This is a genomic window from Aliarcobacter thereius LMG 24486 (genome assembly GCF_004214815.1).
GTDB lineage: Bacteria > Campylobacterota > Campylobacteria > Campylobacterales > Arcobacteraceae > Aliarcobacter > Aliarcobacter thereius.
This window is the reverse complement of record NZ_CP035926.1, coordinates 372929-387273: the sequence shown is the minus strand read 5'-3', so window position 1 is coordinate 387273 and position 14345 is coordinate 372929. Positions and strand designations below refer to the sequence as shown.

The following is a 14345-nucleotide window of genomic DNA, read 5'->3' as shown; positions in this document are numbered from 1 at the left end:
CCTTTATTATAAATATAATTTATTAGCTTCTAATATCTCTTGATCAGTTGGTTTTACCCTAACAGAAACATATCTTACCCCTCCATTTATACTTTTTGAAGAATATACTGTAGCATTGACCCAATAATAATCTCCATTCTTTGTTTTATTTTTAACTATTCCTTTCCATATTTTTCCACTTTTTATTGTTTTCCACAAGTTAGCAAAAACATCTTTAGGCATATCTTCGTGCCTAACAATATTGTGTGGATTGCCAACTAACTCATTTAATAAATAACCAGATACTTTGCAAAAATCATCATTTGCAAAGATAATAATGCCTTTTTCATCTGTCTCTGTTACAAAGATTATATCTTTACCAAATTTAACTTCTTTCGACACTTTATCCTCCCTTATATCTAATCTACCTACGAAGAAAATTGTATCAGAAATTTTAACTTTTAGTTATATATCTTATAATTTTTTATTATTTGAATATTTTTATTTATTTTATATTAAGAAGTTTTTCTTTTTAAAGAAATTGTAGTTTTACCAAGAACTAAAAAGATATCCTAAGGAAATCTAGATAGGATTATTAAAAAAATGTGAAAATATCTTTTATTTATTTAAAATATTTAATATCTCCTCTTTATCTGAGAAATGTATCTTCTCATTCCCAATAATTTGTGTTGCTTCATCACCTTTTCCTAAAACTAATACAACACTATTTTCATTTGCCAAAGATATAGCTTTTTTTATAGCTTCTTTTCTATTTTCTTCTACTAAAACATTTATTTTATTTTTGATTCCTGATAAAATATTTTTTATGATATCTTTGGGGTCTTCAAATCTTGGATTATCACTTGTTACAACTATGTGTTTAGAATACTTCTCTGCAATTTCTCCCATAAGTGGTCTTTTTGCACTATCTCGGTTTCCACCTGCACCAAAAACACAAATAATATCTTTATTTGGAAAGCTTTTTAAAACCTCTTCCATTCCATCTGGAGTATGAGCAAAATCTAAAATTACAAGTGGATTTAAAGATACAATTTCTACTCTTCCACTAACTCCACCATAGTTTTTTAAAGTTTCACAAATTTCTTCAAAACTATTTTTTGTAAGTATTTTTACAGCAGAAATTGATGCCATAAGATTATAGATATTAAAAACACCTAACATTTTTGATGAAAAATTATATTTCTTGTTTTCATTTATAAATTCAACTTTCATCATATTTTCAAGATTGTATGAATCTACTTTAAAATTTGAACTACTAATTATTGAATAAGTATAAGCATTTTTAGGATTATATTTTAGAACTTTATCATCTATATTTACAAGTTTCAAAGATTCATCACTTAAAAAGAGATTTTTTATATTTATATACTCTTCTACTGTTTTGTGATAATCAAGATGATCTCTTGTTATATTTGTATGAATTTTTAATGCAAATTTTAAACCTTCAATTCTATTTTGTTCAATTGCATGAGAACTTACTTCCATAATGAAAAATTCACAAGATTTGTTTATTGCTTTTTGAATATTAAGAAAATTTCCAATTTGCACAGGAGTTGTTAAAGAATATTCTTCTTCTTGCACTCCATTGATAAAAAATCCTCTAGTCCCTTGTAATGCAACTTTACATCCAAGAGCTAAAAATATATTATATATTGTAGTAGCTGTTGTTGTTTTACCATTTGTTCCAGTTACTCCAATGATTTTTATACTACTCATATCTAAATAGTTTTTTAGTTCATTAGAAGATATAGTTTTAAATCCACCATCTTTTGCAATATTTTCGAACTTTGAATTTTGTTTTGAAACAACAAATATACTATCTTTTTCTAAGTCATTTGTATTATCTGTAAATATTTTATCTTTTATGATTAACTTCATTTTGTCTCTTTTCAAGTTTTTTAAATAGTTCTTCTATCTCTTTGTCAAAAGAAAAATACTCGTTAAATCCCTCTAAATATGTATAAGCAGTTGTATCAAACCCATTGTCTATTAGATTGTTTACAAAATCATAAAAATCTACTTTACTATTTATTGCTACTTTTGTTGAAAACATAATATCTTCAAAGGCTCTTTTAAAAGAACCTCTTTTTTCAATTATTTTTTTAAACTCTTCATATTTTATAGCATCAAGTTGTTCAACTGTTGAATCACTTATGTCTTTTAAAATATTCATCATTTTTTCTATATTTCCATCATATGCATCAATTGTATCTTCTACATATTTTATAGCTTCTTCTTTATTTTCTTCTTTTAAAATTGAAAAATAATCATATAAAGAGACTGCTTTATTAACATCTTCAAAAGCTATATCACAAAGCAAAGCATAGATTCTATATTCATCTTTTTGTGGAAAATGAAAACATAATTCAGAATATAAAACTAAAGCTTCTTTAAACTTTTTTTGGAAAAATAGTGAGTTAGCATCATTAAATAATCTATTTTCGTTTAGCAATTTAATCCTCTAAATAATCAGATTTTCCAATAGGAACATTAATTATTTTTAAATCAGGATGAATAGCACTTTTCAACTCTTTTTCAACTACATATTTTAAAGTGCTTCCACTTGCACTACATCCTACACAGGCACCTTGTAGCTGTATATAAACTTTTGCATTTTTTATATTTAATAACTCAATTGCTCCACCATCTCTTGCAAGCATTGGTGAAATTTTATTTGTAATTATATTTTTTACTGGCTCTTGTAAATCTTCATCTGTAAATGGAAACATCTCTATTTTTCCTTTTTTTCATATCTCTTTACAAAATATATTCCAATAGCTGATAGTATTAAAACTACTGCTATTGTTTGAAATATAAATGTAAGTGTTGGTGGATTCTCAAACATTATTTAACCACTTCTTCACATCTTGAACACAATGAATCAATAGATTTTGAAGTAAATTTCCAACATCTTGGGCATTTGTGTCCACTTGCTTTAAATACTTTAAACTCATTTTCTTCAAGTTTAAAGCTCCCTACAAGTTCACTATTTGAACTAGAGTTTGAAAGCTTACTAACTAAAAACCAATCACTAGCCTCAACTTCATCTAAAGATAAGAACTCTTTACTATTTGTAAATATTTCTAATTCTAAAGTAGATTTTATAAGTTTCTCTTTGCTTAAAGCATCTTTTATCTCAGAAAACTTCTCTTTCGCTTCAATAAATAACTCATCATTTATATCTGATTTAACTTCTGGTAAATCAAATTTTTCAAAATCATATATATCTTTTGCATCTCCTTTAATAATTGTTGGTGCAAAATCTAATAATTCATCCATTGTATAAGTTAAAATACAAGCTAATGTACTAATTAGTTTTTTAGTAATCATTGCCATAGCACTTTGAGATGCAACTCTATGAATATCATTTTTATCATCACAATATAATCTATCTTTACAAACATCAAGATAAATTCCTGAAAGATCTGCAACTAAGAAATTATTTAATTTATTTAAACCTTTTGAAAATTCATAAACCTTAAATGAAGATTCTATCTCATCAAAAACTCTTTTTGCTTTTGATAAAATCCATTTATCTAAAACTCCCATTTTATCAACATCAACTACTGTTTCAAGTCCATCAATATTTGCAAGTAAAAATCTTATTGTATTTCTAATTTTTCTATATAGTTCAGCATTTTGTTTTAAAATATTATCAGAAATTTTAAGATCTCCTTGATAGTCACTCATAGCAACCCAAACTCTTAGTATTTCACTTCCATACTCTTTTAAAACTTTATCAGGAGCAACAACATTACCTTTTGATTTACTCATTTTTTCACCTTTTTCATCAACAGTGAATCCATGAGTTAAAATAGCTTTATATGGTGCAACTTCACTTGAAGCAAGTGTTGTTAGAAGTGAAGATTGGAACCAACCTCTATGTTGATCACTTCCTTCAAGATACATATCAGCAGGAAAAGTTCCAGCATCATAGTTTCCACTTCTTAAAACAGCATTTTGTGTACTTCCACTATCAAACCAAACATCTAAAATATCTAAAGTTTTCTCTAAATCATTAGGATTTAATCCACTTCCTGGATATAGTAAATCTTTAATCTCCATATCATACCAAGCATCACAACCATGTTGTTCAAAAATCATAGCTGTAAAATTTAAAACTTTTTCATCAAAAATTATCTCATCTGTTTTTTTATTTCTGAAAAATGCTATTGGAACTCCCCAATCTCTCTGTCTTGAAATACACCAATCAGGTCTTCCATCAAGCATTGATCTTAATCTATTTCTTCCCCACTCTGGATAGAATGTAAGATTTTCAATAGTTTCAAGTGCATTTTGTCTTAATGTTTTATCTTGTTTTCCATATTTATCATCAATAGAGATAAACCACTGCTTTGTAGCTCTAAAAATAATTGGAGTATGTGTTCTCCAACAGTGTGGGTAAGAGTGTTTTATATCTACCTTTTTAAGTAGTGCACTTCCTAAATCTTCAAGAATTAAATCATTTGCTTTTAAAACATTCATTCCAAGATATTTATCTGTATCTTTAAATAGTTTTTCTCTAATAATTGTTTCATCATATTTTCCATATGAATCAACAGGCATAATAACTTCAATTCCATATTCTAATGATACTTTATAATCATCTTCTCCGTGTCCTGGTGCTGTATGAACTGCACCAGAACCTGAACTCATTTCCACGTGTTCACCAAAAATAATTAAAGAATCTCTTCCATTAAGTGGATTTATTGCTTTTGTTTTTTCTAAAGATTTAATATCAATAGTTTTTTCAATATTTCCAGAGATAATCTCTTGCTCTATTAAAGAGTTATATAATTTTTTTGCAACAATAAATTTATCACTAGTTATTACATACTCTTCTTCACTATTTAAAGCTATTGCTTGATTTGCTGGTAAAGTCCAAGGAGTTGTTGTCCAAATAATAACACTTGCATCAATATCTTGAAGTTTAAATGCGACATAAATAGATGGAGATATTTTATCTTCATATTCAACTTCTGCTTCTGCTAAAGCTGTTTGAGCAGCCCACGACCAATATACAGGCTTACTTCTTTGAACTAGTAATCCTTGTTTTGCAATTTCACAAAGTTCCCTATATATATTTGCTTCAAATTTAAAATCCATTGTTAAATATGGGTTTTCCCAATCAGCAATTACTCCTAATTGTTTAAACTCCCCTTTTTGTATATCAATAAATTTTGTAGCATGTTCTCTACAAAGTTCTCTTAATTTTGATTTTGGAAGCTCTTTTTTCTTTTGGCTTCCTATTTTTTCTTCAACTTTTTGTTCTATTGGAAGCCCGTGACAATCCCATCCTGGAGTATATCTTATACTTTTTCCATTAAAATAGTGATACTTATTTATAATATCTTTTAAAACTTTATTTAGTGCATGACCTATGTGAATATTTCCATTTGCATAAGGTGGTCCATCGTGAAGTGTGAAACTCTCACATCCAACTCTATTTGATTTCATTTTCTCATATATTTTTTCTTCATCCCATTTTTTGTACCTTATTGGTTCATTGTTAGGAAGATTTCCTCTCATTGGAAAATCTGTCTTTGGAAGAAGTAAACTCTCTTTATAATCCATAATTCATACCTTAAAATATTATTTACTAAATCGAAGATTATATCCAAAAAGTTTTAAAATTAAATTTATAAGGAGTATTGCTTTCTTAAATTTATAATTTTATTTTATACTTTATCTTAATTAAAAAGTTTATATGTTAGAATCTTTGCAAAATTTTTTTACATTAATATAGGATAGGAAAATGAGTGCAAAACACTATGAAGTAATTGTTGTAGGTGGTGGAATTTCTGGAGCAGCTCTATTTTTTGAGTTAGCAAAATATTCAGATATTAACAATATTTGTCTATTAGAAAAATATGAAGATTTGGCAACTTTGAATTCAAAAGGAACAAGCAACTCTCAAACAATCCACGTTGGAGATATTGAGACAAACTATACTTTTGAAAAAGCTAAAATCACAAAAAGAACAGCAAAAATGATTGAGAAGTTTAACTTAATGTATAATCTTCAAGATAAAATTATGTTCAAACATCAAAAAATGGCTTTAGGTGTTGGTGAAAAAGAAGTTGAATTTATAACAAATAGATATAATCAATTTAAAGAAATTTTCCCATATTTAGAACTTTGGGATAAAGAAGCTTTAAAAGAAAAAGAACCTCTTTTAGTATATTCAGATAAAAATAGAACTGTAGAAAGACCTGAACCAATTATCGCAATGGGAACAAATGACCAATATACAACTGTTGATTTTGGTGCTATGACTAAAGAACTTGTAAAAGCTGCTACTGAAGCTGATTCAAATAAAACTACTGATGTCTTTTTTAACTCAGAAGTTGATGAAATTGAAAAAATTGATAATAAATTTAAAATAACTACTAAAAATGGTACAGTTTATACAGCTGATTTTGTTGTTGTAAATGCTGGTGCTCACTCATTATATTTAGCTCACAAAATGGGTCATGGAAAACATATGGGTTCACTATCTATGGCTGGTTCATTTTATATTACAAATGGAACATATTTAAATGGTAAAGTTTATATGGTACAAAATGATAAATTACCATTTGCTGCTCTTCATGGTGATCCAGATATTTTATGTGATGGAAAAACAAGATTTGGACCAACAGCTCTAGCTCTTCTTGTTTTAGAAAGATATAAAGGTGGAAAATCTTTCTTCCAATGCTTAAAAACTTTAAATTTTGATGGAAGTATTTTAAAAATATTCTGGGATCTGTTAAAAGATAGCGATATTAGAAACTATATTTTCAAAAACTTCTTATTTGAAATTCCAGGAATAAACAAAAAATTATTTGTAAAAGATGCACAAAAAATAGTTCCTTCATTAAGTGCTGATGATATTGAGTATGCAAAAAACTTTGGTGGAGTAAGACCACAAGTTTTAAATAAAAATGAGAAAAAACTAATGCTAGGAGAAGCTTCAATTACTGAAGAAGCTGGAATTATTTATAATATGACTCCCTCTCCTGGTGCTACTTCTTGTTTAGGAAATGCAGAAAGAGATATAAAGTTAGTTACGCAATATCTTGGAAAAACTTTCTATGAAGATAAGTTCTTAGCTGATTTTACAGATAATAAATAGTATATATTTTAATATCTATAAACTATGAATAAGAAATTTATTCATAGTTTACATTAAAACTTAAATCGTATTTACCTAGTATTATATAACTAAGGAACAATCATGCAAAAAAAAATATTTACAAAAAAAAACATGTTAAATCTTCAAAATATTCTAAAAAAATCAAAAAAAACTATAACTTGTGCTGAATCTTGTACAGGTGGCTTAGTAGCTAGTATGATAACAAAGATATCTGGTTCAAGTGAAATTTTTAATGGAAGTTTAGTAAGTTACTCAAATGAAATAAAACATAAAGAGCTAAATGTTTCGTATGATACTTTAAATAACTTTGGTGCAGTTAGTATTGAAACTGTAAAAGAGATGCTAGATGGTGTAATCTATAAATTTGATGCAGATTATGCAATAGCAATTTCAGGAATTGCTGGTCCAAACGGTGGAACAAAAAATAAACCTGTGGGAACAGTTGTAATTGGTATTTCAAATAAATTTGGTAAAAATAATATAAAAACATATATGTTTAAAGGTTGTAGAGAAACTATTCAAAAAAAGGCTGCAAAAACATCTTTAAAAAAAATTCTTAAATTTATCAATAAAACTCTTGACAATTAATTTTAATTGCACTATAATTCCAGTCCATTTTGAGTTTATGAATTTTTATTTGTAAATTTAAAGATATAAAATGACTTGTTAGCTCAGTCGGTAGAGCATCTCACTTTTAATGAGGAGGCCGATGGTTCGAATCCATCACAGGTCACCATTTTGTATATCTTGGCCCCTTCATCTAACGGTTAGGATTCATGGTTTTCATCCATGCCACAGGGGTTCGAATCCCCTAGGGGTCACCAAGGCTAAAATATACAAACGGTCGATTAGCTCAGTTGGTAGAGCGCTACCCTTACAAGGTAGATGTCAAAAGTTCGAGTCTTTTATCGACCACCATCATTTTCTGGTGCGGCCATAGTTTAGTTGGTTAGAATGCCTGCCTGTCACGCAGGAGGTCGCGAGTTCGAGTCTCGTTGGCCGCGCCATTTTATTTTTTGACTTGTTAGCTCAGTCGGTAGAGCATCTCACTTTTAATGAGGAGGCCGATGGTTCGAATCCATCACAGGTCACCACTTTTATTGTTATTTAATCTTGGCCCCTTCATCTAACGGTTAGGATTCATGGTTTTCATCCATGCCACAGGGGTTCGAATCCCCTAGGGGTCACCAAGATAAATTTACAATATTTTCTCCCTATTTGGTCGATTAGCTCAGTTGGTAGAGCGCTACCCTTACAAGGTAGATGTCAAAAGTTCGAGTCTTTTATCGACCACCATCATTTTCTGGTGCGGCCATAGTTTAGTTGGTTAGAATGCCTGCCTGTCACGCAGGAGGTCGCGAGTTCGAGTCTCGTTGGCCGCGCCATTTTATTTTAACTCTTTATTATATAAATATAGCTACTATTAAATTATTTTAAATCAAGGTTTTATTTTTATGTTAAAAGCAAAAAGTTTATATCATCTAATAGTTTATAGTATATTTTTCATTATTATACTTATATCTTTTTTTACATTTATTATAATAAATAATGCTCACGATGAATTACAAGAAAAAATAGTAAATTTGAAAGAAGACTATTCAAACAATCAAAAAACCTTTTTAGAAAATGAAATAAGAAGTACTATTAAACTAATTGATTATTTTTATTTAGAAAATAAGGATAAAAAATCAATAAGTGAGATTAAAAAAGAGATAATATATGCTCTTAATAAAATAAACCTAAATTCAAGTAATAATGATTATATTTTTATTTATGACTTTAATGGAAATTTAGTTGATAATTCACATGATAAAAGTAGAATTGGTCAAAATTTCTTAAATTTTAAAGACTTTAATAAAAAAGAGGTAATAAAAGAACTTATTGATGTATCAAAAGAGAAAAATGGTGGTTTCGTAAACTATTTTTGGACAAAACCAGAAATTACAAAAGAGACAAATAAAATATCTTTTGTAGCTTCATATGAAGCTCTTTCATGGACTATTGGAAAAGGTGTATATCTTGATGAAATAGATAGACTTATTAAAGAAAAAGAGGAAGAGTATATTGAAAAAATATCAAATTATACACTTCAAATAACTTCTCTTACAATTTTACTAATTCTTTACTCTGTTTTTATATATAAAAATGCAACTATTTTAATTGTAAAAGATGTTAAAGAAATAGGTAAATATTTTAAAGAAGCTCAAGAAAAGAATGATCCTATAAATCAAAGTAGATTTATGTTTGGAGAATTTAAAGTTATTGCAAATTATGCTTTTGATGCTATGACTAATATGAATTTAAGATCAAATGTTCTGATTGGATTAAATAAAAATCTAGAAGAAAAAGTTGAATCAAAAACAAAAGAGCTTTCAGAACTACTTGAATCTCAAAAACAATTTATTAAAAACTCTGTTCACGAAATAAATACTCCTTTAGCTATTATTCGTACAAATTTAGATTTACTAAAAACAAAAATTGAGCACAATAATTACATTACAAATATTGAAGCTGGTTCAAAAATCATTCAATATATTTATGATGATTTATCATTCTTAATAAAAAAAGATAGAGTAAATTATGAGAAAGAGTATTTAAATATTAGTGATTTTTTAGAAAAAAGATTAAATTTCTTCGAAGAAATAGTAAAATCAAATAATCTTTATATTATAAAAAATATTGAAGAAGATGTTTATATTAAATTTAATTCTCTAGAACTTCAAAGAGTTATAGACAATAACCTTTCAAATGCTGTTAAATACTCTTTTGCTAAATCTCCAATTTTCATCAAATTGTTTTATGTAGATGATAATGAAGTTGAACTTTCAATCTCAACTCACTCTAAAAAAATTGATTATATTGATAAAATATTTGAAGATTTTTATAGAGAAAATAGTGCAAGAGGTGGCTTTGGACTAGGTTTAAAAATAGTAAAAGAGATTTGTGATAAAAACTTAGTTATAATAAAAGTCTTGTCAGATAATAAAGATACAAAATTTATTTATAGGTTTAAATTAAATGAAGATACTACTACTTGAAGATGAAATAATGCTAAACAGTACTATTACAGAGTACTTAAAAGGCATTGGTCATATGGTTGATAGCTTTTTTGATGGTAAAGAAGTTTTAAATAATATTGAAAATAAATATGATTTATTAATACTTGATGTAAATGTCCCTACTATCGATGGTTTTGGAATTCTAGATGAATTAAATAATAGAAAAATTCATATCCCTACAATATTTATATCTGCTCAAAGTGATATTGATGATATTACAAAAGCTTACTCTTTAGGTGCAAGAGAATATCTAAAAAAACCATTTCATCTTGAAGAGTTAGGTATAAAAATAAATTTAATTTTAAAAAAAGAACAAAGAGACACTTCTCACATAAAATTTTCAGAAAACTACTCATATTCTAAAGATAAACAAGTTTTATACTTTAATGGAGAACCACAAAATCTTACAAAAAAACAGTTAGAAATTATTCATATTTTAGCTTTAAATATAAATATGATTGTAGATTTTGAACATTTTAGAATGGATGTTTGGGATGGAGAAAATATTGATAATCCAACAATTAGGGCAGAAATTTCAAGATTAAAAAAATCTTTAAAAGAAGATTTTATAAAAAATATAAGAGGTCTTGGCTATAAAATAGATAGATATTATTCTATCTAAGTCCTAATGCTACTTCCTTGCTATAAATTTCTAATATAATCTCCAAATTTTTAGTGCTTTTATTTTGCATAAATTAAAAGGTTTTTTTATACATGGAACTACAATCATTAATCTATCTTTTTGTTTCTATATCATTTACAATTTATTTTAGTATAGCTTTATGGACAAAAGCTAGTTCAACAAAAGATTTTTATATTGTAAAAGATTTAAATCATCCTAGTTTAAATGGGATATCTATTGCTATTGATTTTATTAGTGCAGCAACTTTTTTATCTTTTGCTGGTTTATTTTTATACTCTTACTCTATTGTAAATTATTTTATCTTTGGTGTTATTTTTGGTTTTTTACTTTTATCATTTTTAATTGTTCCAAAACTAAGAAAAGAGGCTGAGTTCTCTATTCCTACGTATTTTAATAAGAAATATAAAAGTCCAATTTTAACTAATCTTACAGCTATAATAGTTTTATTAATTACTTTCTTATATTTAAATGCTCAATTAAAAGCAAGTGGAATAATCTTATCAAGAATTTTCCAAATCACTTTTGATAAAGCTCTTTTTATTGCCCTTTTTATTGCCCTTTTTTATGCAAGTGTTTCTGGAAGAAGAAATATTAGTTATGCATTCATATTTCAATATATTATTGTATTTATATCAATTGCAACACCAATAATATTTTTAACTCTTAACTTAACAAACAGTTATTTTCCTCAACTCTTAATATTTTCATCTTTAGAAAATAATCAAGAGTTCCTAGTAGCAATTAAAGATAGCTTTTTAGAATTTAATATTATTGAAGAAAATAGTTTAATAAACAATATTTTACTTGCTATTACTGTTGCATTTGGAGTTGCTACTTTACCTCATATCTTAATAAAATTCTTTGTAACATCAAATATAGAAAATAGTAAAAAAAGTGCTCTTTGGGGACTATTTTTTGTAACTATTATTTACTCTTTTATTGTTAGTTTACCTGGATTATCAGCTATTAATTTTTCTAAAAATATTTCAAATACTAATTATGAAACTTATATTCAAGATAATTATATAGATGAAAACAGTATCCATAAAAATGGTAAGTGGCTTAAAACTTGGGAAGATACTTCTCTTGTGTTATTTAAAGATTTAAATAATGATAAAAATATTGCTTTAAATGAATTAGATTTTAACCCTGATACTATTTTTTTAATAAATAGTGAAATAGCGAATATGCCTAATTGGATTATTGCTCTTGTAATTTCTGGTGCTCTTGCAGCAACTTTATCAACAATGACTGCACTAATAATTCTTTTGAAATCTACTTTAGCAAATGAATTTATTTTTAAAGATAAAAAGCCAAATAAATTTATATTGAATTTTCTTTTGGCAATAATTATAATATTTGCTACATTCTTTAATTTTAAAGATTTCACAATTTTAAAGATTGTTATATTATCTTTTAGCATAAGTGCAGCAACTATTTTTCCAATTTTATTTTTAACAATGTTTAAGAAGATTGATAAAAATTCTATCTATTATGCTTTATTAATCTCTTTAATTTTAATTATCTCTTATACTTTTATTTATGATTATTTTAATTTTTTTATAAGACCTGAAGCAATAGGAGTTATTATAGGAGTTTTAAGTATTTTAATATCATTTTTTTGTTCAAAATTTATATTTAATAAAAGAGTTTAGTTTATCACAAGGAAAAAATATGAGTATTCAAGATCAAGAGGTTTTTTTATCAAAGATTCATCCATTTGAACTATTAAGCCCAAGCCAAATGGCAAGATGTTTAGAAAGTATGGACATAGCTTATTATCCTAAAGGGACAGTGTTAATAAGCCCAGACAATATTCCAAAGAGTTTTTTTATTATCATAAAAGGTTCTGTTTTTGAATACAATAATGAAAATATTGTTGTTATGGATTATCAAAGTGAAGATACATTTGATTCTAATTCACTTATTTATGATAAATGTGAAAATAGTTTTAAAGTAAATGAAGAGCTAATTTGTTATGAAATTGATAAAAAGATATTTCTAGAATTAATTGAAAAAAATCAAGCTTTTAAAGATTTCTTCTTAAAAGATTTAGTAAATAAGTTAAGAACTCTTAAAGAGAAAGAGAATGCTTCACAACTTTCATCTTTTATGATTGCAAAAGTTGAAGATACTTTAATCCGAGAAGCTTGTATTGTGCAAAAAGATACAAAACTTATTGAAGCAATAGATAAATCTATGAAATTTAAAACCTCAACAATTATCGTAGAAGGAGAAGATAATGAGTATGGAATAATCACTGATTCTTTACTAAAAGTCAAAGTCCTTTTAGAAGGTAGAGATTTATCTATTCCTGTAAAAGATATTGCTATTTTCCCTCTTCTAACAATTAAAAATGATGATTATTTATTTGAAGCACTTACAATATTGGTTAAAAAAAATATAAAAAGAGTTGGTGTTGTAAATAATAGTGGCGAAATGCTTGGTATTTTAGAACAAATAGATATCTTATCTCACTTTGCAAATCATACTTATGTAATAGAATCAAAAATAAGTAAAGCAAAAAATATAGAAGATTTAAAAGATGCTAGTAAAGATTTTATGGATATTATTACTAGTCTTCAAGCAAAAGGTGTAAAAATTCATCATATTTCAAATTTAATTGGTCAATTAAATACAAAAGTTTATCAAAAAGTTTACTCACTAATTTTGCCAAAAGAGTTACAAGATAATGCTTGTTTATTTGTAATGGGAAGTGAAGGAAGAAATGAACAAATTATAAAAAATGATCAAGATAATGCTTTAATAGTAAAAGATGGTATTGATATAAACTTATATACAAATTATATGCAAAAAATCACAGATTCTTTAATATTTTTAGGTTATCCACCTTGTAAAGGAAATATCATGGTTTCAAATCCTACATGGTGTAAATCTTTTAGCCAATTTAGAAGAGATATAAACTCTTGGTTAGAAAATACTTCTGATATGAAAACTTTTTTAGATTTAGCAATTTTCATAGACTCTTTTGCTGTTGCAGGAGATAAAAATATGTTAATAGAACTTAAAAATATTTTATACAATAAACAGCATAATGATATATTTTTAGCATACTTTGCAAAATCTATAACATCTTTTGAAACTCCAGCTACATTATCAAGCTTTATGAATAAAAACGATCTAATAAATATAAAAAAAGCTGCAATATTTCCAATAGTTCATGGAATTAGAAGCTTAGCATTAAAATATGGAATAAAAGAGACAACTACTGTTAAAAGAATTGAAATATTAAAACAAAAGAATATATTAGATAGTCAAATAAGTGCTGAGTTGGTTGAAGCTTTTGAGATAGCAAATAATATTAGATTAAAGCATCAAATAGAACTTTTACAACAAAATAGTATGCTAAATAATAATATTGATATGCAAAACTTAGGAAAAATAGAGAGAGATTTACTAAAAGAGAGTTTTAAAATTGTAAATGAGTTTAAAAATAATATTAGCTATATCTTCAAGCTAAATAAGTTCTATTAATATGTTTAGAAAT

11 protein-coding genes and 8 tRNA genes are annotated in these 14345 nt (G+C 26.3%); 14 read left to right on the top strand and 5 right to left on the bottom strand.

Annotation, left to right across the window (positions count from 1 at the left end; genetic code table 11):
• Positions 1-6 precede the first annotated feature (6 nt).
• The 5 genes from ATH_RS02080 to ileS all read right to left on the bottom strand — a co-directional run bounded on the left by ATH_RS02080 (position 7) and on the right by ileS (position 5574).
• Positions 7-381, bottom strand: a complete 375-nt coding sequence (locus ATH_RS02080; protein ID WP_066183048.1) for a PAS domain-containing protein — start codon at positions 379-381, stop codon at positions 7-9.
• A 216-nt stretch (positions 382-597) separates the two neighbouring features.
• Positions 598-1878 (bottom strand): UDP-N-acetylmuramoyl-L-alanyl-D-glutamate--2,6-diaminopimelate ligase, encoded by a 1281-nt coding sequence (locus ATH_RS02075; RefSeq protein WP_066183044.1) that lies wholly within the window; start codon positions 1876-1878, stop codon positions 598-600.
• The gene (locus ATH_RS02070) at positions 1856-2452 is read right to left on the bottom strand and encodes a hypothetical protein (protein ID WP_066183042.1); all 597 of its coding nucleotides are present in this window, start codon (positions 2450-2452) and stop codon (positions 1856-1858) included. Before ATH_RS02070 ends, ATH_RS02075 begins: the two co-directional genes overlap by 23 nt.
• Before the next feature lies 1 nt (position 2453).
• Entirely contained in the window at positions 2454-2729 is a 276-nt protein-coding gene (locus ATH_RS02065; RefSeq protein WP_066183039.1) for a NifU family protein, read from the bottom strand.
• A 115-nt stretch (positions 2730-2844) separates the two neighbouring features.
• The gene (gene ileS, locus ATH_RS02060; protein ID WP_066183035.1) at positions 2845-5574 is read right to left on the bottom strand and encodes an isoleucine--tRNA ligase; all 2730 of its coding nucleotides are present in this window, start codon (positions 5572-5574) and stop codon (positions 2845-2847) included.
• 181 nt (positions 5575-5755) lie between these two features.
• Between ileS and ATH_RS02055 the strand changes: the two genes are divergently transcribed.
• From ATH_RS02055 to ATH_RS01990, 14 genes are all read left to right on the top strand, one after another.
• The gene (locus ATH_RS02055) at positions 5756-7114 is read left to right on the top strand and encodes an FAD-dependent oxidoreductase (RefSeq protein WP_066389967.1); all 1359 of its coding nucleotides are present in this window, start codon (positions 5756-5758) and stop codon (positions 7112-7114) included.
• Between the two features lie 102 nt (positions 7115-7216).
• On the top strand, positions 7217-7723 hold the full coding sequence (locus ATH_RS02050) for a CinA family protein (protein WP_066183030.1): 507 nt from the start codon (positions 7217-7219) through the stop codon (positions 7721-7723).
• Between the two features lie 72 nt (positions 7724-7795).
• A tRNA-Lys gene (locus ATH_RS02045) sits at positions 7796-7871 on the top strand.
• A gap of 13 nt (positions 7872-7884) precedes the next feature.
• A tRNA-Glu gene (locus tag ATH_RS02040) sits at positions 7885-7959 on the top strand.
• 18 nt (positions 7960-7977) lie between these two features.
• Positions 7978-8053, top strand: a tRNA-Val gene (locus ATH_RS02035).
• A gap of 12 nt (positions 8054-8065) precedes the next feature.
• Positions 8066-8142: transfer RNA gene (locus ATH_RS02030), tRNA-Asp, on the top strand.
• A gap of 11 nt (positions 8143-8153) precedes the next feature.
• Positions 8154-8229, top strand: a tRNA-Lys gene (locus ATH_RS02025).
• A gap of 21 nt (positions 8230-8250) precedes the next feature.
• Positions 8251-8325: transfer RNA gene (locus ATH_RS02020), tRNA-Glu, on the top strand.
• 30 nt (positions 8326-8355) lie between these two features.
• A tRNA-Val gene (locus ATH_RS02015) sits at positions 8356-8431 on the top strand.
• Positions 8432-8443: 12 nt separating this feature from the next.
• Positions 8444-8520: transfer RNA gene (locus tag ATH_RS02010), tRNA-Asp, on the top strand.
• 69 nt (positions 8521-8589) lie between these two features.
• Positions 8590-10173 (top strand): sensor histidine kinase, encoded by a 1584-nt coding sequence (locus ATH_RS02005; RefSeq protein ID WP_066183027.1) that lies wholly within the window; start codon positions 8590-8592, stop codon positions 10171-10173.
• Entirely contained in the window at positions 10154-10816 is a 663-nt protein-coding gene (locus tag ATH_RS02000; RefSeq protein ID WP_066183024.1) for a response regulator transcription factor, read from the top strand. Before ATH_RS02005 ends, ATH_RS02000 begins: the two co-directional genes overlap by 20 nt.
• 92 nt (positions 10817-10908) lie before the next feature.
• On the top strand, positions 10909-12492 hold the full coding sequence (locus ATH_RS01995; RefSeq protein ID WP_066183022.1) for a sodium:solute symporter family transporter: 1584 nt from the start codon (positions 10909-10911) through the stop codon (positions 12490-12492).
• Between the two features lie 19 nt (positions 12493-12511).
• Positions 12512-14332, top strand: a complete 1821-nt coding sequence (locus tag ATH_RS01990; RefSeq protein ID WP_066183019.1) for a DUF294 nucleotidyltransferase-like domain-containing protein — start codon at positions 12512-12514, stop codon at positions 14330-14332.
• The last annotated feature ends 13 nt before the right edge of the window (positions 14333-14345 follow it).